Annotated in this window: 22 protein-coding genes; 14 read left to right on the forward strand and 8 right to left on the reverse strand. The window is 69.2% G+C overall.

From position 1 onward, the window contains the following. Positions 1–30: 30 nt before the first annotated feature. From RMP06_RS18525 to RMP06_RS18535, 3 genes are read right to left on the reverse strand one after another with little or no spacing between them, the layout of a single operon-like run. Positions 31–1,227 carry an MFS transporter gene (locus tag RMP06_RS18525; protein WP_310463274.1) on the reverse strand — a complete coding sequence of 399 codons (1,197 nt, stop codon included), beginning with the start codon at positions 1,225–1,227 and terminating at the stop codon, positions 31–33. Then, positions 1,224–2,303 carry a Gfo/Idh/MocA family protein gene (locus RMP06_RS18530; protein ID WP_310463275.1) on the reverse strand — a complete coding sequence of 360 codons (1,080 nt, stop codon included), beginning with the start codon at positions 2,301–2,303 and terminating at the stop codon, positions 1,224–1,226. The genes RMP06_RS18525 and RMP06_RS18530 overlap by 4 nt, the downstream gene beginning before the upstream one ends. Then, entirely contained in the window at positions 2,300–3,115 is an 816-nt protein-coding gene (locus RMP06_RS18535; RefSeq protein ID WP_310463276.1) for a ThuA domain-containing protein, read from the reverse strand. The genes RMP06_RS18530 and RMP06_RS18535 overlap by 4 nt, the downstream gene beginning before the upstream one ends. 102 nt (positions 3,116–3,217) lie before the next feature. Between RMP06_RS18535 and RMP06_RS18540 the strand changes: the two genes are divergently transcribed. Further along, positions 3,218–4,108 (forward strand): helix-turn-helix transcriptional regulator, encoded by an 891-nt coding sequence (locus RMP06_RS18540; protein ID WP_310463277.1) that lies wholly within the window; start codon positions 3,218–3,220, stop codon positions 4,106–4,108. On the opposite strand, the gene RMP06_RS18545 is transcribed toward RMP06_RS18540, so the two are convergent. From RMP06_RS18545 to RMP06_RS18555, 3 genes are read right to left on the reverse strand one after another with little or no spacing between them, the layout of a single operon-like run. Then, a complete protein-coding gene (locus tag RMP06_RS18545) occupies positions 4,092–5,633 on the reverse strand; it encodes a malonate--CoA ligase (RefSeq protein WP_310463295.1) in 1,542 nt (513 codons plus the stop codon). The two genes, RMP06_RS18540 and RMP06_RS18545, sit on opposite strands and share 17 nt — an antisense overlap. A gap of 23 nt (positions 5,634–5,656) precedes the next feature. Continuing rightward, positions 5,657–6,448: an enoyl-CoA hydratase/isomerase family protein gene (locus RMP06_RS18550; protein WP_310463278.1), complete on the reverse strand. Its 792-nt coding sequence runs from the start codon at positions 6,446–6,448 to the stop codon at positions 5,657–5,659. A 29-nt stretch (positions 6,449–6,477) separates the two neighbouring features. Beyond that, the gene (locus tag RMP06_RS18555; protein ID WP_310463279.1) at positions 6,478–7,206 is read right to left on the reverse strand and encodes a sulfite exporter TauE/SafE family protein; all 729 of its coding nucleotides are present in this window, start codon (positions 7,204–7,206) and stop codon (positions 6,478–6,480) included. A 67-nt stretch (positions 7,207–7,273) separates the two neighbouring features. On the opposite strand from RMP06_RS18555, the gene RMP06_RS18560 reads away from it, so the two are divergent. Genes RMP06_RS18560 through RMP06_RS18575 form a run of 4 tightly spaced genes read left to right on the forward strand, consistent with a single transcriptional unit; the run spans position 7,274 to position 10,564 of the window. Further along, positions 7,274–7,705 (forward strand): DUF1841 family protein, encoded by a 432-nt coding sequence (locus RMP06_RS18560; RefSeq protein ID WP_310463280.1) that lies wholly within the window; start codon positions 7,274–7,276, stop codon positions 7,703–7,705. After that, complete coding sequence (locus tag RMP06_RS18565; protein ID WP_310463281.1) at positions 7,702–8,907, forward strand: multidrug effflux MFS transporter; 1,206 nt, start codon at positions 7,702–7,704, stop codon at positions 8,905–8,907. Before RMP06_RS18560 ends, RMP06_RS18565 begins: the two co-directional genes overlap by 4 nt. Further along, positions 8,904–9,896, forward strand: coding sequence for a tRNA (adenosine(37)-N6)-dimethylallyltransferase MiaA (miaA, locus tag RMP06_RS18570; protein ID WP_310463282.1), 993 nt, complete (start codon positions 8,904–8,906; stop codon positions 9,894–9,896). The genes RMP06_RS18565 and miaA overlap by 4 nt, the downstream gene beginning before the upstream one ends. Beyond that, on the forward strand, positions 9,893–10,564 hold the full coding sequence (locus RMP06_RS18575) for an ABC transporter ATP-binding protein (RefSeq protein WP_310463283.1): 672 nt from the start codon (positions 9,893–9,895) through the stop codon (positions 10,562–10,564). The genes miaA and RMP06_RS18575 overlap by 4 nt, the downstream gene beginning before the upstream one ends. 14 nt (positions 10,565–10,578) lie before the next feature. On the opposite strand, the gene RMP06_RS18580 is transcribed toward RMP06_RS18575, so the two are convergent. Next, entirely contained in the window at positions 10,579–11,388 is an 810-nt protein-coding gene (locus RMP06_RS18580) for a GGDEF domain-containing protein (protein WP_310463284.1), read from the reverse strand. A 100-nt stretch (positions 11,389–11,488) separates the two neighbouring features. Between RMP06_RS18580 and RMP06_RS18585 the strand changes: the two genes are divergently transcribed. The 8 genes from RMP06_RS18585 to RMP06_RS18620 all read left to right on the forward strand — a co-directional run bounded on the left by RMP06_RS18585 (position 11,489) and on the right by RMP06_RS18620 (position 19,262). Continuing rightward, positions 11,489–14,014: an FtsX-like permease family protein gene (locus RMP06_RS18585; RefSeq protein ID WP_310463285.1), complete on the forward strand. Its 2,526-nt coding sequence runs from the start codon at positions 11,489–11,491 to the stop codon at positions 14,012–14,014. Positions 14,015–14,022: 8 nt separating this feature from the next. Continuing rightward, on the forward strand, positions 14,023–15,120 hold the full coding sequence (locus RMP06_RS18590) for a lipocalin-like domain-containing protein (RefSeq protein WP_310463286.1): 1,098 nt from the start codon (positions 14,023–14,025) through the stop codon (positions 15,118–15,120). Positions 15,121–15,187: 67 nt separating this feature from the next. Then, positions 15,188–15,445 (forward strand): type II toxin-antitoxin system Phd/YefM family antitoxin, encoded by a 258-nt coding sequence (locus tag RMP06_RS18595; protein ID WP_310463287.1) that lies wholly within the window; start codon positions 15,188–15,190, stop codon positions 15,443–15,445. Further along, positions 15,442–15,696, forward strand: coding sequence for a Txe/YoeB family addiction module toxin (locus RMP06_RS18600; protein WP_310463288.1), 255 nt, complete (start codon positions 15,442–15,444; stop codon positions 15,694–15,696). Before RMP06_RS18595 ends, RMP06_RS18600 begins: the two co-directional genes overlap by 4 nt. 26 nt (positions 15,697–15,722) lie before the next feature. Next, positions 15,723–17,513 carry an ABC transporter transmembrane domain-containing protein gene (locus RMP06_RS18605; protein WP_310463289.1) on the forward strand — a complete coding sequence of 597 codons (1,791 nt, stop codon included), beginning with the start codon at positions 15,723–15,725 and terminating at the stop codon, positions 17,511–17,513. After that, a complete protein-coding gene (locus RMP06_RS18610) occupies positions 17,510–17,881 on the forward strand; it encodes a PilZ domain-containing protein (protein WP_310463290.1) in 372 nt (123 codons plus the stop codon). Before RMP06_RS18605 ends, RMP06_RS18610 begins: the two co-directional genes overlap by 4 nt. A gap of 41 nt (positions 17,882–17,922) precedes the next feature. Then, positions 17,923–18,768: a thymidylate synthase gene (locus tag RMP06_RS18615; RefSeq protein ID WP_310463291.1), complete on the forward strand. Its 846-nt coding sequence runs from the start codon at positions 17,923–17,925 to the stop codon at positions 18,766–18,768. Then, positions 18,768–19,262, forward strand: a complete 495-nt coding sequence (locus RMP06_RS18620) for a dihydrofolate reductase (protein WP_310463292.1) — start codon at positions 18,768–18,770, stop codon at positions 19,260–19,262. Before RMP06_RS18615 ends, RMP06_RS18620 begins: the two co-directional genes overlap by 1 nt. A gap of 16 nt (positions 19,263–19,278) precedes the next feature. On the opposite strand, the gene RMP06_RS18625 is transcribed toward RMP06_RS18620, so the two are convergent. After that, positions 19,279–19,857: an NnrU family protein gene (locus tag RMP06_RS18625; RefSeq protein WP_310463293.1), complete on the reverse strand. Its 579-nt coding sequence runs from the start codon at positions 19,855–19,857 to the stop codon at positions 19,279–19,281. 105 nt (positions 19,858–19,962) lie between these two features. On the opposite strand from RMP06_RS18625, the gene RMP06_RS18630 reads away from it, so the two are divergent. After that, on the forward strand, positions 19,963–20,754 hold the full coding sequence (locus RMP06_RS18630) for an exodeoxyribonuclease III (RefSeq protein WP_310463294.1): 792 nt from the start codon (positions 19,963–19,965) through the stop codon (positions 20,752–20,754). Positions 20,755–21,407: the final 653 nt, after the last annotated feature.

The following is a 21,407-nucleotide window of genomic DNA, read 5'->3' on the forward strand; positions in this document are numbered from 1 at the left end:
CGATTTTTTTGCTTCTGCACTACAGCAGACTCAATCCGCCGCAGGCACCCGCCGCGCCCCCAACGCCAGCAGCGCCGTCCCGATGACCACCACCGACATCGCCGCCGTCAGCGACACCGACTGCGCGATGAACCCGATCAGCGGCGGCCCGACCAGGAAGCCCGAGTAGCCGATCGACGACACCGACGCGATCGCCGCCGCCCGGCTGACGCCCGGCACCCTTGTCGCGGCGTTGAACAGGATCGGCACCACCGGCGCCAGCCCCGCCCCGACAAACGCATAGCCGATCAGCGACACGACCGGGTGCCCGCTGAGCAGCACGATCGCCATCGCCACCGCCGACAGCGAAGCACTCGCTCCCAGCAACAGCCGCTCCGAGTAACGCGCCCGCAGCGCATCCCCGCCGAACCGCGCCAGCGCCATCGCGCCACAGAAGCTCGCATAGCCCAGCGCCGCCCGGTCCTGCGACATGCCGACCTCCTGCTTCAGGTAGAGCACACACCAGTCGTACATCACCCCTTCGGCCGTCATGCCGGTGAAGATCAGCAGCCCGATCACCAGCAGCAGGCCACGCGGCCACGCAAAGTGCGCCTTCTCGCCGTCGTCACCCGCCTCGCGCGGATGCGTGTCGAGCAGCCCGCCGGAGGTCCACATCGCCAGCGCCGACGTGCCCAGCCCGATGCCCGCAAGTTGCCACCCTGGCGTGATCTCCAGCCGCAGCAGCCCCGAACACAGCGCAGCCCCCGCCATCGCGCCCAGGCTGAAGGTGCCATGCAGGTTGCTCATCACGGTGCGTCCGCTCAGGCTTTCCAGCGCCGTGCCTTCGGCGTTGATGGACACGTCGTAGCAGCTCATCAGCGCCCCGAACAGCACCATCGCCGGCAGCACCGCCCACAGCCCCGGCCAGTGCAGCACCAGCGCCAGCCCCACGCCCATGACACACGCCCCGAGCCGCACCACACCGCGCACGCCCAGCCGCTCGACCACCCGCCCTGCGAAGAACAGCGACGACACCGCGCCAAGTGCCGCGGAAAGCAGCACCAGCGACAGCGTGCCTTCGGTCAGCCCGTACTGCGCCTTCACCGACGGAATGTGCGCGCCCCACGCACCGCTGAGAAACCCCAGCGCGCCGAACTGCCAGCGCACCGCCTTGCGCGCCCGCGACAGCCGGGCGGCGTCGGGCAGCACCTCGCCGGGTGCCGCGGCGTCGATCACGGCGGCGCTCACAGCTTCACCGGTGCGCCGCTGCGCGCACTCTCGTAGATTGCATCGAGCAGTTCCATCACGATCAGCCCTTCCTCACCCGGCGCAGGATGCGGCCGGTCATTCAGGATCGCCTCGGCGTAGTCGTGCATCGCCGAGGGTGCGCTGGGTTTCGTGGCGGTGACGGCGTGGGCCGGCTGGGGGTGCAGGTGCAGATCGAAGGGCACGCCGTTCAGCTCGGTGAAGATGTGCGCGTCGAAGGTGTAGCCCTCGTTCAGGTTGCGCTGCAGCAGCCCCGCCTTGGTGCCGAGCAGGCGGGTTTCCATCAGCTCGGCTTCGGCGATGTTGGCCGCCCACGAGGCTTCGAGCGCCAGCGTCGCGCCGTTCTCGAAGCGGATGAAGGCGGCGGCCAGATCCTCGACATCGAAGGTCTTGCCCGCCTTCTGCGCCGCCTCGCGGGCGATCGGGTCGTAGGTCGCGCCCATCACCCAGGTCGGCTTCGGGTAGCCCATCAGCCACAGCGCCAGGTCCAGCCGATGCACGCCCAGGTCGATCAGCGGCCCGCCGCCGGCCAGCGCCTTGGTGCCGAACCAGCCGCCGAAACCCGGCATGCCCCGCCGGCGGTGCCAGACGCTGCGGCCGAAGTAGAACTCGCCGAACACGCCGCCATCCACCTGCGCCTTCAGGGCACGCGACTGCGCCGTGAAGCGGAACGAGAAGTTGATCATCAGCCGCCGCCCTGCCCGCTCGGCGGCGGCCAGCATCTCGCGGCCCTCGTCGGCGTTCATCGCCATCGGCTTCTCGCACAGGACGTGGCAGCCGGCAGCCAGCGCCATCAGCGTCAAGTCCTTGTGGAACTTGTTCGGGGTGCAGACGCTCACCACGTCCAGCGCCTCGGCCGCCAGCATCGCCTCGGCGCTGGTGTAGCGCCCGGTGATGCCGTACTGATCGCCCACGGCCGCCAGCCGCAGCGCATCCGGGTCCGCGATGGCGACGACCTCGACCTGCGGATGCTGCTTCCAGCCCTCGATGTGCGCACGGCCCATGCCCAGACCGATCACCCCCACGCGCAGACGACGCACGCTCGTTTCCCCACTCATGCAATGTCTCCGCGGTTCTGCAGCACGCCGACCTTGCCGAAGTTCAGCGCCTTCGGGCTGAGTACCTCCAGCGGCGGGCTCATCGGGCAGACATCGACGATGTTGACGCGCGGCGCGGCCCATTGCACGGCGTTGGTCATCACGCGCTGCACGTTGGCGTCGTAGTAGGTCGGATACGCCTCATGGCCGGGGCGGAAATAGAACACACGCCCATGCCCGCGCTCCCAGCAGCAGCCCGAGCGGAACACCTCGCCGCCCTCGAACCACGACAGGAACACGAGGCTGTCGGGCTTCGGAATGTCGAAGCGCTCGCCGTACATCTCCTCATGCGGCAGCTCGAAATACTCGCCCAGCCCCGCCGCGATCGGGTGCGACGGCTCGACCACCCACAGCCGCTCCTTCTCGTCCGCCTCGCGCCACTTCAGCGAGCAGTTCGTGCCCATCAGGCGGCGGAAGATCTTCGAGAAATGCCCCGAGTGCAGCACGATCAGGCCCATGCCTTCGAGCACGCGGCGCTGCACGCGCTCGACGATGGCGTCGTCCACCTGGTCATGCGCCCGGTGGCCCCACCAGATCAGCACGTCGCAGCCGGCCAGCCGCTCTTCGCTCAGGCCATGTTCGGGCTGGTCGAGCGTGGCGGTCGAGACCTCCAGCGGCAGCGCGCCGGGATTGAGCGCCGGCGTGTCGCGCAGCGCCTGGGCAATGACCGCGTGCAGGCCATCTGGATAGATCGCCTGCACGGCGGGGTTTTGGCGTTCGTGCTGGAATTCGTTCCAGACAATGACAGAAATCTTGGTCTTCACGGCGGGCATCCGAAGCAGGGTTGGAAGCGTGGGTGGGCAGGTTGCAGGCCCACAGCGTAAGGACATCAGCGCGCCGATCCAAGTTCAAGCACTAGCAGAATTCCGACAATGATGCGAAAAAACCTGGAGTCCGCACTGACCACCGCCCTGGCCGCTGCGCAGGCCGGCCAGCTCGTCGTCCACCGCCCGCAGCACCTGGGCGAACCGCAGTCCCGCGGCGACGGGCATTTCCACCTGACGCCCGAGCTGTTCGTCCAGGTCGAGGGCTGGACCGACTTCCGCTTCCCGCACGGCGGCTGTCGGCTGGCGGCGGGCGAGGTGCTCATCGTGCCGCCGCAGTTGCGCCACGACGAGCATGTGGGCGCGGCGCGTGGGGCGGCGTTCCGCAACGTGGTGGTGAACACGGCAGGCCCGGCGCTGATGTGCCACCTCGCGCACGAACACAGCCCGGGCAGCCCCGGCATCGCCCACCTCGAAACCCGCCACCACGCGCAGGCCGCCCGCATCCACGACTGGCTGTTCCATGCCACGCAAAGCCCGTCCGACCCGGCGCAGCCCTGGGCCGACACGCAGGCGCGGGCGCTGGTGGCGGCGGCGCTGGCGGGGGTGCTGCTGGCGCTGAACGCCGCGGAGGGGGAGGCCAGCCGCGAGCCGCCGCTGATCGCCCGGCTGCGCGTGCGAATCCAGAACCAGCTCGGCGACCACACGCTCAGCGTCCGGCAACTCGCGGCACAGTCCGGCTGCACGGCGGACTACCTCTCGCACCTGTTCCGCGAAGTCACGGGCGAGGCGCTGATCGGCTGCATCAACCGGCTGCGCATGGAGCGCGCCAGCCGGCTGCTGCGCGAGACGACGCTGGCGGTGAAGGAGGTGGCGTGGGCCTGCGGCTTCGCGGCGCCGAGTTACTTCATCCGCAGCTTCCGCGCCCACCACGGCGTGACGCCGAAGCAATGGCGCGACGGCCTGACCGCGGCACCCGCGGGGGTCAACCTGCCGGGGTGAACAGCGTCTGGTGCGCGTCACGCAGCAGGTTCTTCTGCACCTTGCCCATCGCGTTGCGCGGCAGGTCGGCGACGACGAAGGCACGCTTGGGCACCTTGAAGTTGGCGATCTTCGACTTGAGCGCGGCCACCAGTGCCTCCGCTTCCAGCGCCGCCCCCGCCTTCGGCACGACCATCGCCACCACGGCCTCGCCGAAGTCCGGGTGCGGCACACCGATCACCGCCGACTCTGCCACGCCGGCCATGTCGTTCAGGTAGCCCTCGATCTCGGCCGGGTAGACGTTGTAGCCGCCGGTGATGATGAGGTCCTTGCTGCGGCCGACGATGGTGAGATAGCCGCGGCCACCGGCGTCGAAGCGGCCAACATCGCCGGTCTTGAACCACGCATCGGCCGTGAACTCCTCGGCGGTCTTCTCCGGCATGCGCCAGTAGCCGCCGAACACGTTGGGGCCGCGCACCTGCACGTTGCCGATCTCGCCCGCCGGCAGTGCCCCGCCCGCGTCATCCACCACGCGCACGCCGACGCCGGGCAGCGCCGGGCCGACCGTGCCGCCGACGCGCTCGCCGTCCTCGGCGCGGCAGGGGTTCGACGTGAGCATCACCGTCTCGCTCATGCCATAGCGTTCGAGGATGGTGTGGCCGGTGCGGGTTTGCCAGTCGCGGAAGGTCTCGATCAGCAAGGGGGCCGAGCCGGAGATGAACAGCCGCATGTGCGCGCAGGCTTCGCGCGTCAGTCCCGCCTCCTGCAGCAGCCGCACGTACAGCGTCGGCACGCCCATGAAGACGGTGGCCCGCGGCAGCCGCTCGACCACCGCCTTCGGGTCGAACTTCGACAGCCACAGCATCTTCGAGCCGTTGAGCAGCGCGCCGTGGCTGGCGACGAACAGGCCGTGGACGTGGAAGATCGGCAGCGCGTGGATCAGCACGTCGCCGGGCTGCCAGTCCCAGTGGGTCTTCAGCACCTGCGCGTTGGACAGCAGGTTGCCGTGGCTGAGCATCGCGCCCTTGCTGCGGCCGGTGGTGCCGCTGGTGTAGAGGATCGCGGCGAGGTCGTTGGCCGATTTCACTGCCGGCACGTGCTCGTCGCTGAAATGCGAAGCGCGTTCCAGCAGCGAGCCGGTGCGGTCGTCGTCGAGCGTGAAGACATGGGCCACGCCCTTCTGGAACGCCAGCTTGCTGATCCAGGGGAAGTTCCTGCTCGCGCAGACGAACACCGCCGGTTCGGCATTGCCGATGAAGTAGTCGAGTTCGGCTTCCTGGTACGCCGTGTTCAGCGGCAGATAGACGAAGCCGGCCCGCAACGTGGCGAGGTAGAGCACCAGCGCCTCGACCGACTTCTCTGTGTGGACCGCCACGCGGCTGCCAGCGGGGATCTCCAGCGACTGCAGCAGGTTCGCCAGCATCGCCGTCGAGCGTTCCAGGTCACGCCACGCGTAAACGAGGCCGCTGTCGGTCTCGATCGCCGCCGCGTCGAGGTCGGCGGGAAAGGCGCTGCGCAGCGCGGCAAACAGGTTGTCGTTGGACATGGTCATGCAGGGTGGTCAGGCAATCAGGAGCCGGTGAAGTTCGGCTTGCGCTTCTCGATGAAGGCGGTGATACCTTCGCGGTGGTCGGGGCCGGTGGCGTAGGCGGCGAATTCGGCGCGCTGCGCTTCGGTGAAATGGAACTGCGGTGCGACGAGGCGCAGGGCGCGCTTGTTCAACCGTGCGGCACGGGGCGCCCCGGCGGCGATGCGCTGTGCCGTCGCCTCGGCTTCGGCGGCCACTTCGTCGTCGTAGACCACGCGGTGGACCAGCCCGCGGCGCAAGGCGGTCTCGGCATCCAGCAAGCGCGCTTCCAGCAGGATCTCGGCGGCCGTCGCCAGCCCCGCCACCCGCGCCACGCCGGCCAGTTCGTCACACGCCATCGGGAAGCCCAGCCGCGCGATCGGCGCGCCGAACCGGCTCGACTGCCCCGCGATGCGCAGGTCGCACTGGCAGGCAATCTCCAGCCCGCCGCCGACACAGGCCCGCTCGATCTGCGCCACCAGCGGGATGTCGCAGCGGTACATCGCGTCCAGCGCCGGGGCAACGATGTTCTCGTGGAAATGGCGCAGCCGCGCCTCGTCGAAGCGGAAGGCGGGGAACTCCTCGATGTCCCCGCCGGAGACGAAGCTGCCGCCCTCCCCGCGCACGATCACGCAGCGCAGCAGCGGCTCACGCTCGGCCAGCCCGTCGAAGAGGCCGCGCAGGGCTTGCCACATCGCGACGTTGACGGCGTTGAGCTTGCCTGGGTTGGACAGGGTGACGACGGCCACGTCGGACAGGGTCGCGTGGCGTTCGCAGCGGACTTCAGCGGTCATGGGACGGATTCCTTCTGGAGCTGCACTGATTATCGCCACGCATCCCACAGCAACTTCAACCCCGACAGCACCATCCCTGCCATCACCAGTTGGTAGAACAGCGTCGGCTTGACCCGCGTGGCCAGCCGCACGCCTGCCCAGACCCCGAACAGCACCACCGGCCCCAGCGCCAGCGAGGTGCCGAGGTTGGTCAGGTCGATCAGGCCGAGCTGCCAGTACGGAATCCACTTCGACAAGTTCACGATGGTGAAGAACACGGCCATCGTCCCGCTGAAGCGCAGCGGCTCCAGCTTGAGCGGCATCACGTAGAAGCTGATCGGCGGCGCACCCGCATGCGCGATGAAGCTGGTGTAGCCCGAGGCCGTGCCCAGCAGCCAGCCCAGGCCGCGGTGTGGTGCCGGTACATCGACCTTGGGCGGAAAGAACAGCCGCAGCGCCACGAACAGCAGCGTCACCGCCCCCACGATCCCCGCCACCGCCTTCACTGGCAGCATCCCGAACGACGCCCAGCCGATCAGGCTGCCCAGCAACCCCGCCGGGAGCAGGAAGCGCAGCAACCGCCAATCGGCATGGCGCACCAGCGCCGCCAGGCCGGAAAAATCGGCCATGCACAGCAGCGGCAGCATGATCGCCGCCGCTTGTGGCACCGGGATCGACAGCGCCATCAGCGGCACCGCCAGCGCGCCAAAGCCGGCGCCGAAGCCGCTTTTGGACAGCCCCATCAGGAAGACCGCGGGCACCGCAGCGGCGTAGAACATCGGGTCAGTGATCACAGGGCAGGCCTCACGGCGTCGCGGAACTTCGCGGACGGGCCACAATTGTGGAATGTTTGCACCCAGCCAGAACGATGTCCGGACCTTCTTTTGCACCGCGTGGCGCAAGCACCTCGCCGGTGAACCGCTGTCCGCGATGGACACGCTCGCCGCGCAATGGACCGAGCGCCACCCCGAATACCACGCCGACCTGTCCGACCTGGAGGCCGCGCTCGCCGCCGTCTACACCGTCGACGAGGGCCGCACCAACCCCTTCCTGCACCTGTCGATGCACCTGAGCATCAGCGAGCAGGTCTCGATCGACCAGCCGCGCGGCATCCGCCAGGCGGTCGAGCTGCTGGCCGCGAAGCGCGGCGATCTGCATGCCGCGCAGCACGAGGTGATGGACTGCCTGGGCGAGATGCTCTGGGAGTCCCAGCGCAGCGGCCGGCCCCCGGACCCGCACGCCTATCTCGACCGCGTCCGCCGCCGCGCCACCGCATGACGGCGCCGACCCGGCGGCCCTCCGCCCTGATCGCCGCCGTCGCGCTGGCCCTGCTGCTCGGCCTGCAACCGGTGACGACCGACCTCTACCTGCCGGCGCTGCCCGCCATCCAGGCCGAGCTGCACGCCTCGATGCACGCCACGCAGCTCACGATGGCCGCGCTGCTGCTGGCCTTCGGCTTCGGGCAGCTGGTGGCCGGGCCGGTGGCGGATCGGTTCGGGCGGCGGCCGGTGCTGCTGTCCACGCTGTCGGTCTACGTGGTCGCCAGCCTCGGGGCGGTGCTGGCGACCACCATCGAGGCGCTGATCCTGGTGCGCATCGTGCAGGGCGCGGTGATGGCCGGCGTGGTGGTCGTCGCACGGGCCATGGTGCGTGACCTCTACGAGCCGCATGAAGGCGCGCGGATCATGTCGCTCGGTCTGTCCGGGCTGGGCGTCATCGCCATCACCAGTCCTCTGCTGGGCGGCTGGCTGGCCGGGCATCTGAGCTGGCACATGGCCTTCGCCGCTGCAGGGGTGATCGCGCTCGCGACCCTGGTCTTCGTCGCCACGCAACTGCCCGAGACCCTCCCCCAGAAGAACCCGCAGGCGCTGCACCCCGGGCCGCTGCTGGCCTCGTGGCGCACTGTGCTGCGCCATCCGACCTTCCTCGCCTGGGCTGGGCTGTCGGCAGCGACCTACGGCGGGCTGTTCGTGTTCCTCGCCGGATCGTCGTTTGTCTACATGCAGGTGCTCGGGCTGAGCGCGGCGCAGTACGGCCTGGCGCTCAGCACCAGTTCGGTCTCCTACCTCGCCGGCACCTTCGTCTGCCGGCGCTGGCTGGTGCGGCATGGCATGACCGGCGCCGTCCGGCGTGCTGCGTGGTTCACGCTGGTCGGCGGGCTGTCGATGGCGGCATTGGCCGCGGCGGGCGTGCAGACGGTATGGGCGATCCTGGTGCCGCAGCTCTTCTTCGCCTTCGGGCATGGCACGCACCAGGCTTGCGGGCAGACCGGCGCGGTCGGGCCGTTCCCGCAGCAGGCCGGCGTGGCCGCGGCACTGGCGGGCTTCGTGCTGGCCGTAGTGGCGTTCTGCATCGGGCAGTGGCTCGGCGTCGCGCTGGACGGCACGACACGGCCGCTGGCCTACGGCATCGCTGTCGCCTCGGGGGTCACGGCGCTGATCGCCTGGACCACCGTGCAGCGCCACGGAGGTGAACATTGAACGCTGCCACCCCGACCACCTTCGCACTGGCCGGCCCGACCGCCAGCGGCAAGACCGCAGCCGCCCTGGCCATCGCCCGCGCCTGCCGGGAGCGGGGCCTGCCACCCATCGAAATCATCAGCGTCGATTCCGCACTGGTCTACCGCGGCATGGACATCGGCACCGCCAAGCCCTCGGCCGCCGAACGCGCCGAGGTGCCACACCATCTGATCGACGTGATCGAGCCCACCGCGTCCTGCTCGGCCGCCGGGTTCATCACGGACACGCGCCGGCTGATCGGCGAGATCCACGCCCGTGGCGGGCGCGCGCTGCTGGTGGGCGGAACGATGCTGTACTTCAAGGCGCTGTTCGATGGCATCGACGCACTGCCGGTGGCCGACCCCGCCGTGCGCGCCGCGCTGGACGAACGCGCCCGCGCCATCGGCTGGCCGGCGATGCACACGCAGCTGGCCACGGTCGATCCGGTCACCGCGGCCCGGCTCTCGCCCAACGACGCACAGCGGATCCAGCGGGCGCTGGAGGTGTGGCAGGTGAGTGGCCAGCCGCTGTCGAGTTTCCACACCGGCCGCTTCGACCGCTCTGCCGCAACGGACGCAGCCAACATGTCGCCCGAATTCCCGCTCCTCTCGCTGGAGCCAACCGACCGCGCCTGGCTGCACGCCCGCATCGCACAACGCTTCGAGGCCATGCTGGCAGGCGGTCTTCTGGTTGATGAGGTGCAGCGGCTGCGTGCCCGCGGTGACCTGCACCCCGATCTCCCGTCGATGCGCTGCGTCGGCTACCGGCAGACCTGGGAGATGCTCGACGGCCTGTGGCCCGCGGCACAACTGCCGGACAAAGGCATCGCCGCCACGCGGCAACTCGCCAAGCGCCAGATCACCTGGTTGCGCGGCATGGCGCAACGCGAGGTGATCGCCTGCGATGCGGGCGATCCGGTCGGCGCCGTGCTGGCGCGGGTGCTGCCGGTGCTGGAGCAACAAGCCCGATGACCACCCCGCTGCTGCGCCTGACCCGCCTGGGCAAGCACTACGGCGAGACCGCGGTGTTCCAGGAGGTCAGCCTGACGATGCAGCAGGGCGAGGTCGTCGCGCTGGTCGGGGAATCCGGGGTGGGCAAGTCCACCCTGCTGAACTGCATCGCCGGACTGGACCGGGCGGACACTGGTGTGGTCGAGATCGCCGGTCGCACAGTCGGCCGCCTGACGGAGCGCGAGGCGGCGCTGCTGCGGCGAGCGTCGCTGGGCTTCGTGTTCCAGGCCTTCCATGTGCTACCCCACCTGAGCGTCGCCGACAATGTGGGCCTGCCGCTGATGCTGCAGGGCTGGCGCGACCGGGACGCCATCGCAGCCCGCGTGGGCAGCGTGCTCGACGAGGTCGGATTGGGTGCGCTCGGAGCAAGGCGGCCGCGCGAACTCTCCGGCGGCCAGTTGCAGCGGGTGGCGATCGCGCGGGCGCTGGTCCACCGGCCGGCGCTGATCCTGGCCGACGAGCCCACCGGCAACCTCGACCCGGTGACGGCACAGCGCGTGCTGGATCTGCTGTGTACCCAGGCCCGGCAGCATGGGGCCGGCTGTCTGATCGTCACCCATTCGCAGGCCGCCGCCGCCCAGGCCGACCGCACGCTGCGGCTGCGCGCCGACGGTGTGCAAGCGCCGTGACGCGCCCCGGCCGCTCAGGCGCCGATCGGTGCCGGCATGGTGTGGACCCGGTCGCGGCCGGCGCGCTTGGCGTCGTAGAGCGCCTGGTCGGCGGCCTGGATCAGGGTGTCCAGCGTTGGCGTGCTGCGGCTGAGGGCCACTGCACCGAGGCTGATCGTCACGGCCCCGGGCCGCGGGTGGTCCGGCAGGCGCAGGTCGGCAGACACCGCATGGCGCATGCGCTCGGCCAGCCGCACCGCCTCGCGCTGACCGGTTTCTGGCAGCAGCACGACAAACTCCTCGCCGCCGAAGCGCGCCAGCAGATCGGTCTTGCGCAGCGTGCTCTGACAGGCCTGGGCGATCTCGATCAGCGCCTGGTCGCCGCACTGGTGGCCGTGGCGGTCGTTGATGCCCTTGAAGTGGTCCACGTCGATCAGCACCACGGCCATCGGCCGGGCGTGGCGCGTGGCGCGCTCGAACTCCAGCGAGGCGGCCTGCATGAAACAGCGCCGGTTGCGCAGACCGGTCAGCGAGTCCGTCATCGCCAGCTCTTCCAGCCGAAGCATCGCCTGGTCCAGCGCCACGATCAGCTTGAGCGTGAAGCCCGCGCACAGCGAGGCAATCGGCACCGGCACCAGCGCCGCCATGATCAGCCCCTGGCTTTGGAGCGACCAGCCCGCCACCAGATGCCAGACCAGCGTGAGCGCCTCCGATGCCAGCACGCTCAATCCAACCGCCACCACCGTGGCCCGCTGCACCCCGACGCGCCGCACCCAGCATGCAACCGTCTGCAGCAGCGGGCTGATCTCGGGCAGGGCGGTGGCGGCATCGGTACTGGGTGTCATGGCGCGGAGAATTGTGCCCGCGCAGGAGACACTATTTGGTACCACTGCCGGCATTTAAACCCACATTCCTGCACAGCCACTGACCGATTGACCCCGTCCCATGCACCTGCGCGACACGCTGTACCTGATCGTCCGTGAAGCACGCCACCACCCGGGCCGGGCCGGCGTGGCCTTGCTGGCGATCGCGCTGGGCGTGGCGCTGGCGTTTGCGGTACACCTGATCAATGCCTCGGCGCTGGCTGAATTCGGGCAAGCCGTGCGCTCGGTCAATGGCCAGCCGGACGTGGAGTTGCGCCCGGTCGGCCGCAGCGGACTGGACGAGACGCTCTACGCCCGTGTCGCCGCACACGCCGGTGTTGCGCTGGCCAGCCCGGTGATCGAGATCGAGACCTACGCGCTGGATGCCCAGGGCCGCAAGCGCGGGCTGAAGCTGATCGGGCAGGATGCACTGGTGGCGGCGGCACTCGCACCGGCGCTGCTGCCGCGGCCAGACCCCGCGCTGCGCGACGCCCCCCGGCTGGCGCTGCTCGACCCGGACCGCGTGTTCCTCAATCCGGCAGCACAACGGCTGTTCGGCGTGAAGCCCGGTGCGCAAATGCGGGTCCAGTCCGGCAACCGGCTGGTGGCGCTGACGGTGGGTGGCACGGTCAGCGCGGACACCGGCCCGCTGGCGGTGATCGACCTGGCCGGCGCCCAGGCGCACTTCGACCGGCTCGGCCAGCTCAGCCGGATGGATCTGCGCCTGCAGCCGGGCGCCGACCGCGACACGGTGCTGCGCACGCTGGCGCTGCCCGCCTCGGTGCGGGCCGCGGCGCCCGATGAAACGGCGCAGCGCGTGTCCAATTTCTCGCGTGCCTACCGCGTGAACCTCACCGTGCTGGCGCTGGTGGCGCTGTTCACGGGGGCATTTCTGGTGTTCTCGGTGCAGTCGCTGGCCGTCGCCAAGCGGGTGCCGCAACTGGCGCTGCTCGGCGTGCTGGGCATGCACGCCCGCGAGCGGCTGGTGCTGGTGCTGGTCGAGTCGGCGCTGCTGGGCATTGTCGGCGCGGGGCTGGGGCTGGCCTTGGGGACGGGGCTGGCGGCGCTCGCGCTGCGGGTGCTGGGCGGGGATCTGGGCAGCGGGCTGCTGGGGGGCGCGGCGCCGGCCTTGCAGTGGTCGAGCGGCGCGGCCTTGGTCTACGGTGGACTGGGACTCGCTGCGGCGCTGGCCGGCGGCTGGCAGCCGGCGCGCATGGCCGCTGCCTTGTCGCCCGCGCAGAGCCTCAAGGGTCTCGGCGGCGAGGACCAGACGCTGCGCCAGCCGTGGCGTGGGCCGGCGCTGATGGTGGCCGGGGTCGCGCTGGCGTTCGTGCCGCCGCTGGGCGAGTTGCCGCTGGCGGCGTATGGGTCGGTGGCGCTGCTGCTGCTGGGCGGGATCATGGCCGTGCCGCTGCTGGTCGGCGTGCTGCTGGGACGGATCACGCCGCCGCGGCACCCGATCGCGCTGCTGGCCGTCGAGCGTGCCCGAGACCAGCGGGCCAGCGCGACGATCACGGTCGCGGGCGTGGTCGCGAGTCTGGCGCTGTCGGTGGCGCTGACCGTGATGGTGGCGAGCTTCCGCGACTCGGTGACGCACTGGCTGGACGAGGTGCTGCCCGCCGATCTCTACGCCCGCACCGCCACGTCCACCGCGCAGGCCGACAGCGCCTACCTCGATCCCGCCTTCGTGCAGGCCGCGGCGGCGCTGCCCGGCGTGGCGCGGGTGCAGGCGCAGCGGGTGGTGGCCGTCTCGCTCGATCCGGCACGGGCGGCGGTGGCGCTGATCGCCCGCGAGGTCGGCGACGCAGCGCAGACCCTGCCGCTGGTCGGCACGCTGCAGCCGCCCTCACCTGCGGGACAGCCCGACGTGTACGCCAGTGAAGCCGTGCTCGCGCTCTATGGCGTGCAGGCCGGACAGACGCTGCGCCTGCCGCTGCCGAACGGACGCACCGCCGACGCGCACATCCGCGGTGTCTGGCGCGACTACGCCCGCCAGCAAGGCTCGCTCGTCATCGACCGCCGCGACTGGCAACGGCTCACCGGCGACGACAAGGTGAACGACCTCGCGCTGTGGCTCGCGCCGGGTGCAGCGGTGTCGGCGGTGCAAGCCGGGCTGCGGGCGCTGGCGGCCGATCCGGCGCTGCTGGAGATCGCCACACCGGCCGAGATCCGCGCCGTGTCGCTGGCGATCTTCGACCGCAGCTTCGCCGTCACCTACTGGCTGCAGGCGGTGGCCATTGCCATCGGGCTGTTCGGCATCGCGGCGAGCTTCTCGGCGCAGGTGCTGGCGCGGCGGCGCGAGTTCGGCGCGCTGCAGCACCTCGGCACGACGCGGGCACAGGTGCTCACCCTCGTCTGCGCGGAAGGCGCGCTGTGGACGGCGGTGGGCGCGCTGCTCGGGCTGGCACTGGGGCTGGCGGTGAGCGTGGTGCTGGTGAAGGTGGTGAATCCGCAAAGCTTCCACTGGACGATGGAGCTGGCGCTGCCCTGGTGGCGGCTGGGTGCGCTGGTGCTGGCGGTGCTGGTGGCGGGTGCGGTGACGGCGTGGGGGTCCGGGCGCGCAGCGGCGTCCCATGACATGGCCTTGGCAGTGAAGGAGGATTGGTAGTGGTCCTGATGCACCGACGGCACTTGATGGAGCTGATGGCCGGATCGCTGCTGCCGCTGACGGTGACGGCGCAGGGGGTGCGTCGGCGTGCGCTGGCGTTCCCTGACGACTTCGGCAGCCACCCCGACACGCAGACCGAGTGGTGGTACGCCACAGGCTGGCTCGCCCCGGTCACGACCAGCGAACGCCCCGCCGACCCGACCCACGGCTTCCAGCTCACCTTTTTCCGCACACGCACCGAGGTGGCCGCCGACCACCCGAGCGCGTTCGCGGCGAAACAACTGGTCTTTGCCCATGCGGCCCTGACCGATCTGGCCGAACGCCGCCAGCACCACGACCAGCGCATCGCCCGCACCGGCTTCGGGCGCGCTGGCAGCGCGATCGGCGACACGCACATGAACCTGGGCGACTGGACCCTGCGTCGCCGTGGTGACGCCACGGCCAGTCGCTACGACGCGACGATCGCCAGCCCGGCCCTCGGCGGCACGCTCGCGCTGGCCATGCAGACCACCCAGCCGCTGCTGCTGCAAGGCGACGCCGGCTACTCCCGCAAAGGCCCCCGCCCGGCACAGGCCAGCCATTACTACAGCCAGCCGCAACTCGCCGTCACCGCCACGCTCACCCCGAACGGCCAGCCAGCACGCACCCTGCGCGGCACCGCCTGGCTCGACCACGAATGGAGCGACTCCGTGCTCGACCGCGACGCGGTGGGCTGGGACTGGATCGGCATCAACCTCGCCGATGGCAGCGCGCTGACCGCGTTCCGGCTGCGGCGGGCGGATGGCTCGGCGCTGTGGGCAGGTGGGTCGTGGCGGACGCCAGGCGGTGCGGCGCGTGCATTCGGCTCGGCCGAGGTGCAGTTCACACCGCAGCGGGTGTGGGCGAGTCCGGCCACTGGCGGGCGCTACCCGGTGCAATGGCTCGTCGAGACGCCCGCCGGGCGCTGGACGGTGCGTGCACTGCTGGATGCGCAGGAACTCGACAGCCGCGGCAGCACGGGAACGGTCTACTGGGAGGGCTTGAGCGAGTTGCTCGACACGCAAGGGACGCGGGTCGGGCTGGGGTATCTGGAGATGACGGGCTACGTGGGGCGGCTGGTGCTGTGAAGTAGGCGGTAGATGCAGTATGTACAATGATCTGCACATGTTCATTCCATTGCCACGGAGTCCTCTCATGCGTGCCATCACCTACACCGAAGCCCGCAACAACCTCGCCAGCGAACTCGATCGCGTCCACAACGACTGTGACGTGACCATCATCACCCGACAAAAAGCCGAGCCGGGCGTACTGATGTCACTGCGGGAATACGAATCGCTGATGGAGACCGCGCACCTGCTGCGGCATCCGAAAAACGCGATGCGGCTGATGAAATCGATCGAAAACATCGAGGCTAGGCGTCACCTCGTTCGCCGCGAGCTGATCGAAGAATGATCACTTTTGAAGACGCTGCATGGAGTGATTACCTCTACTGGCAGCAGACCGACAAGGCCATGCTGCGCCGGGTCAACGCGCTGATCCGCGACATCCAGCGCGACCCGTTCGACGGCATCGGCAAGCCGGAACCACTGAAATTCAACTTCAGCGGCTACTGGTCACGCCGCATCGACGACGAGCACCGGGTGGTCTACAAGGTGGTGGACGACGAGGTGATCCTGGCGCAGTTGCGGGGGCACTACGGCTGACGACAGGCGCGCCTACACTCGCGGCCATGCCTGCTGCCACCACCGACCGTCCCCGCGCCGCCACGCCGCGCTCCCTGTCCGGCCTGAAGCCCTTCCTCTGGCCCTACCGGCTGCAAATCGCGCTGGCGGGCCTGTTCCTCGTGCTGGCCGCGGTGAGCACGCTGGTGTTGCCGATGGCACTGCGCTCGCTGATCGACCAGGGCCTCGTCGCCAGCGATCCCGGCGAGCGGGTGATGGCGCTGCGCGAGCATTTCCTCGCGCTGTTCGCGGTCGGTGCCGCCCTGGGCGTCTTTTCGGCCTCGCGCTTCTACATGGTGAGCTGGCTCGGCGAGCGTGTCACCGCCGACCTGCGCAACGCGGTCTATGCCCATGTCGTGCACCAGAGCCCCGAATTCTTCGAGACGACGCAGACCGGCGAGGTGCTGTCGCGGCTGACCACCGACACGACGCTGGTGCAGAGCGTCGTCGGCTCCAGCCTGTCGATGGGCCTGCGCAACACGGTGATGGGGCTGGGTGCGATGGTGATGCTGGTCGTCACCAATCCCTATGTGATGGCGCAGGTGCTGGGCATCCTGGTGCTGGTCGTGCTGCCGTCGCTGTACTTCGGCCGCCGCGTGCGCAAGCTCAGCCGCGCCAGCCAGGACCGCGTGGCTGACACCAGCGCCATCGCGGCCGAGGTGCTCAATGCCATTCCGGTGGTGCAGAGCTACACGCAGGAAGGCCGTGAAGCGACGCGCTTCGACGCGGCCACCGAAGAGGCCTTCGAGACCGCCCGCAAGCGCACCCGCGTGCGGGCCTACCTCGTCGCGTTCATCATCACCGCCACCTTCGGCGCGCTGCTGTGGGGCCTGTACCAAGGGACCGAAGCGGTGATGGAAGGCCGCATCAGCGCCGGCCACCTCGGACAGACCGTCGTCTACGTGATCATCCTGGTGAGCAGCGTGGCGGTGCTGTCGGAGGTGTACGGCGACCTGCTGCGCGCCGCCGGTGCCACCGAACGGCTGATGGAACTGCTGGCGACCCGCTCGCCGGTGGTGGATCCCGCGCAGCCATTGGCCCTGCCCATGGCACAAGGTGGCTCGGCGGTGCAGTTCTCGGCGGTGAATTTCCACTACCCGTCGCGCCCGTCGCAGCCCGCGTTGCAGAACTTCAGCCTGACGCTGCGCCCGGGCGAAACCGTCGCACTGGTCGGCCCCAGCGGCGCAGGCAAGAGCACGGTGCTGCAGTTGCTGCTGCGTTTCTACGACGCGCAGTCCGGCGCGATCACGCTGGACGGCGTGGACGTGACGCGGCTGTCGCTGGCCGACCTGCGCGGGCGCGTGGGCATCGTGCCGCAGGACAGCACGATCTTCTCCGCCAACGCCATCGAGAACATCCGCTACGGCTGCCCGGACGCCAGCGACGCCGAGGTCATCGCCGCCGCCAGGGCCGCGCACGCACACGAATTCCTGACCGCCCTGCCCGAGGGCTACCAGACTTTCCTCGGCGAGCGCGGCGTGCGCCTGTCCGGCGGTCAGCGCCAGCGCATCAGCATCGCGCGCGCCATGCTCAAGAATCCGCCCCTGCTGCTGCTGGACGAGGCCACCAGCGCGCTCGACGCCGAGAGCGAGCGGCTGGTGCAGGCCGCGCTGGAAGCGGCGATGAAAAACCGCACCACTCTGGTGATTGCCCACCGGCTGGCCACCGTCCAGCAGGCTGACCGCATCGTCGTCCTCGATCACGGCAGGATTGCCGAGGAAGGCACCCATTCCGAACTCGTTCAGCGCGGCGGTTTATATGCGAAGCTAGCCGCAATGCAATTCAATTTGACGACATGATGGCCACCACTCTGGAGCGCGGATCGATCGACGGCCGCAGGGAACCCCGCTTCACCGTCACCTGGCGCGGACGGCTGACACTGCCCGACGGGCAGGTGCATGAGGTGCGTGTGCGCGATATCTCCGAGAAGGGTGTCGGCCTGCTGTCCGACTACCCTCTGCCGAGCAACACAGTGATGCTGCTGGTCCTGGGGGTGCCGGACCTGAAGGATCTGTCGCGCATCATGGCCGTGCCTGTGCGCATCAACACGGCATACGTGGTGATGCAGAGCCACGACTTCCGCATCGGCGGCACCTGGGTCGATCTGAGCGAGTCCGTGCGCACCCTGCTGCAGGGCTGGACCCGCAAGCTCACGTACAAGCTCTGAAAAGCCGCTCCCTATAATCGCTGTTTGCCTGTCTGCTGCCCATGGATGACGCCCCTGTCGACGCTTTGACCCCGCCGCCCGCGCGCACGGCCCGCACACAGTACGAAGACCTGATGCGCCACGTGCACCAGCACGGTGTCCTCAAGAACGACCGCACCGGCACCGGCACCCGCAGCGTGTTCGGCCACCAGATGCGCTTCGACCTGCGCGAAGGCTTCCCGCTCGTCACCACCAAGAAGGTCCATCTGCGCGCCATCATCCTGGAGCTGCTGTGGTTCCTGCGCGGTGAATCCAACGTGCAGTGGCTGCAGGACCGCGGCGTGACGATCTGGGACGAATGGGCGCGCGACGACGGCGACCTCGGCCCGGTCTACGGCGTGCAGTGGCGCTCCTGGCCGACCCCCGGCGGCGGCCACATCGACCAGATCGCCGAGGTCGTGCAGCAGCTCAAGACCAACCCGGACTCGCGCCGCATCCTCGTCAGCGCCTGGAATGTGGCCGACCTGGGCCGCATGGCGCTGATGCCCTGCCACGCGCTGTTCCAGTTCTATGTGGCCGACGGGCGCCTGAGCTGCCAGCTCTACCAGCGCAGCGCGGACATCTTCCTGGGCGTGCCGTTCAACATCGCCAGCTATGCACTGCTGACACACATGCTGGCGCAGCAATGCGACCTGGACGTGGGCGACTTCATCTGGACCGGCGGCGACTGCCACCTCTACAGCAACCACACCGAGCAGGTCGAGACCCAGCTCGCCCGCACGCCCTACCCTTACCCGACCCTGCACCTCAAGCGCCGGCCCGATTCCATCTTCGACTACCAGTTCGAGGACTTCGAGGTGCTGGATTACCTGCACCACCCGGCGATCAAGGCGCCGGTAGCCGTCTGATGGCGCCGCTCTGCCTGATCGCGGCGGTGGCCCGCAACGGGGTGATCGGCCACGGCAACGGCCTGGTCTGGCACGACCCGCTGGACGCGAAGCATTTCCGCACCACGACAATGGGCTGCCCGGTCATCATGGGCCGCAAGACTTGGGACTCGCTGCCGGCCAGGTTCCGGCCGCTGCCGGGTCGGCGCAATCTGGTGGTGACACGCCAGCCACACTGGGCCGACACGGCGGCCGCCCGAGGCGCCGAAGCGGTGTCCAGTCTGGACGCCGCGCTCGCGGCGGTGGCTGGCACCACCGCACCACGGGTGTGCGTGATAGGCGGCGGCGAACTGTACGCACTGGCGCTGCCCCACGCCAAGGTGCTGGAGCTGACCGAGATCGATGCGGACCTCGACGGCGATATCCGCTTTCCGGATTGGCCGCGCACGGCGTTCGAGGAGGTGGCCCGAACAACGCATCCGGGCTTCGCCTTCGTGACCTACCGCCGGCGCTGACGCTGGTCCGCGGCAATCAGCCGAACGGCCGCACGCCGATCAACGGTCCGTGCAGCCACAGCGCGAAGATGATCCACGCGAAGATGCCGACAAATGCGGTGATCACGTCACGCCCGGAGTGGAGCGACAGCGGCGGGTTCCCCGCGGCCCGGTCCCGCTGACGCGCCGCACGAAACGACAGCACCGCCCAGAGCAGAAAGCTGCCGAACAGCACGACATCGGCCAGACGCCCGTTGGCCAGCAGGTGCGCCAGCGCCCAGACCTTGACACCCAGCACCATCGGATGGCGCACCTTGGCCTTCAGGCGCGAACCGGGCACATAGGTGGCCGTGAGCAGCACGAAGGACAGCAGCATCAGCAAGGCCGCGACATGGCGGGTCGCGGCCGGTGGCGTCCACAAATCCACCGGATTGGCCCGCGCCACACCGTATCCCCACACCACCAGCACCAGGCCCAGCGCGGACACCAAGGCGTAGACCGCTTTCCAGCGCAAGGCCCCGTGCTGCCGAATTCGGGCCGAGCGCCAGTCATCGGCAAAAATCCTGAGCGAGTGGACCCCAAGGAACAGCATCAAACCCAGTAGCAGGACGGTCACGGTGTCTTTCCTTCCATGTTGAGCAACAGCGCGCGAGTATCGCCCAGCCCCGATGCCCGTCCGACCAGCGATCGACCCGCACCCAAGCTGCGGCATCATCACGCCATGAAACTCGCCACCTGGAACGTCAACTCCCTCGCCGTGCGGCTGCCGCAGGTGCTCGACTGGCTCGCGCAGGAGCAGCCCGACGTGCTGGTCCTGCAGGAAACCAAGCTCACCGACGACAAGTTCCCGGCCGATGCGCTCGCTGAAGCCGGCTACCGAAGCGCCTGGTTCGGGCAGAAGACCTACAACGGCGTGGCCCTGCTGTCCCGCCACGCCTTCACCGACGTGGTGCACAACATCCCCGGTTTCGAGGATCCGCAGGCGCGGGTCATCGCGGCCACGGTCGAGGGGGTGCGGGTGATCGGCGCGTACTTCCCCAACGGACAGGCCCCGGACAGCGACAAGTTCGTCTACAAGATGGCGTGGCTGGAGGCGCTGGAGCGCTGGATCGGCATCGAGTTGCAGAACCACCCGGCGCTGGCGTTGCTCGGCGACTACAACATCGCGCCGGAAGACCGTGACGTGCACGACCCGGTGGCCTGGGCCGGCCAGATCCACTGCACGCCGCAGGAGCGCGGCCACTTCCAGGCGCTGCAGGCAATCGGGCTGCAGGACGCTTTCCGGCTGTTCGAGCAGGCCCCGCGCAGCTGGAGCTGGTGGGACTACCGCAATCTGGCGTTTCGCAAGAACCAGGGGCTGCGCATCGACCACATCCTGGTGAGCGCCGCACTGGCCACACGCGCCACTGGGTGCCGCATCGACAAGGCGCCCCGCAAGAACGAGCGACCCAGCGACCACGCCCCGGTGCTGGTCGAACTGGCCATGTCGACAACGGGCAACCTGACCCGCTGAACGAATGAAAAAAGCGCCTCGTGGAGGCGCTCCGTCAATGCATGCAAAGGGGAATGGATCGGCACCATGCAGTGCCGAGGGATCAGGCGCGCGGCTTCAGGCGGCAGCGGCGTCGTGCCAAAGTACAGTTTGTAGTTGTAGGTCCTGGTCAGTGCGAAGGTGGCCGTGTACTGCGTCGTTGCCATGTTCTGCACGAAGGCCTGGGCAACCGTGGTGGCGGTGTCGATGTTGAACACCGTGAAGTAGCCGTCGACCATCGTGTCGAAGGTCAGGTTGTAGGTGCCGGCCGGCGAGGCAGCGAAGCTCGTCCAGATCCCATCACCCCCGACGACTTGCGCCTGAGCGCCCAGGGCCAGCAGCAGAGCGGCAGCGGTAGAGACCAGAGACTTGCGCATGGAAACTCCGTAACGGAGGATGAATTGTGTAATCTATTCACTGGAATCGATATCCGATCACTTTGAACCAGTTTAGGTCGTTGGCCCAGACCGCAGTAAAAGATTAGCTCGCTACTCCCCAGGGCAATTGCATCACCGTATCAGTCGGTAACGGCTGCCTGCTGAGCCAGTGAAAACGTCTGCTGAGTGCGCGGCGTGATGCTACAACGGCCTCCCGAAAACGCAGCAAATCAGAGTCAGCAGGATGCAGGCGAGCAC

The organism is Sphaerotilus sp., assembly GCF_031429695.1.
Lineage (GTDB): Bacteria > Pseudomonadota > Gammaproteobacteria > Burkholderiales > Burkholderiaceae_C > Sphaerotilus.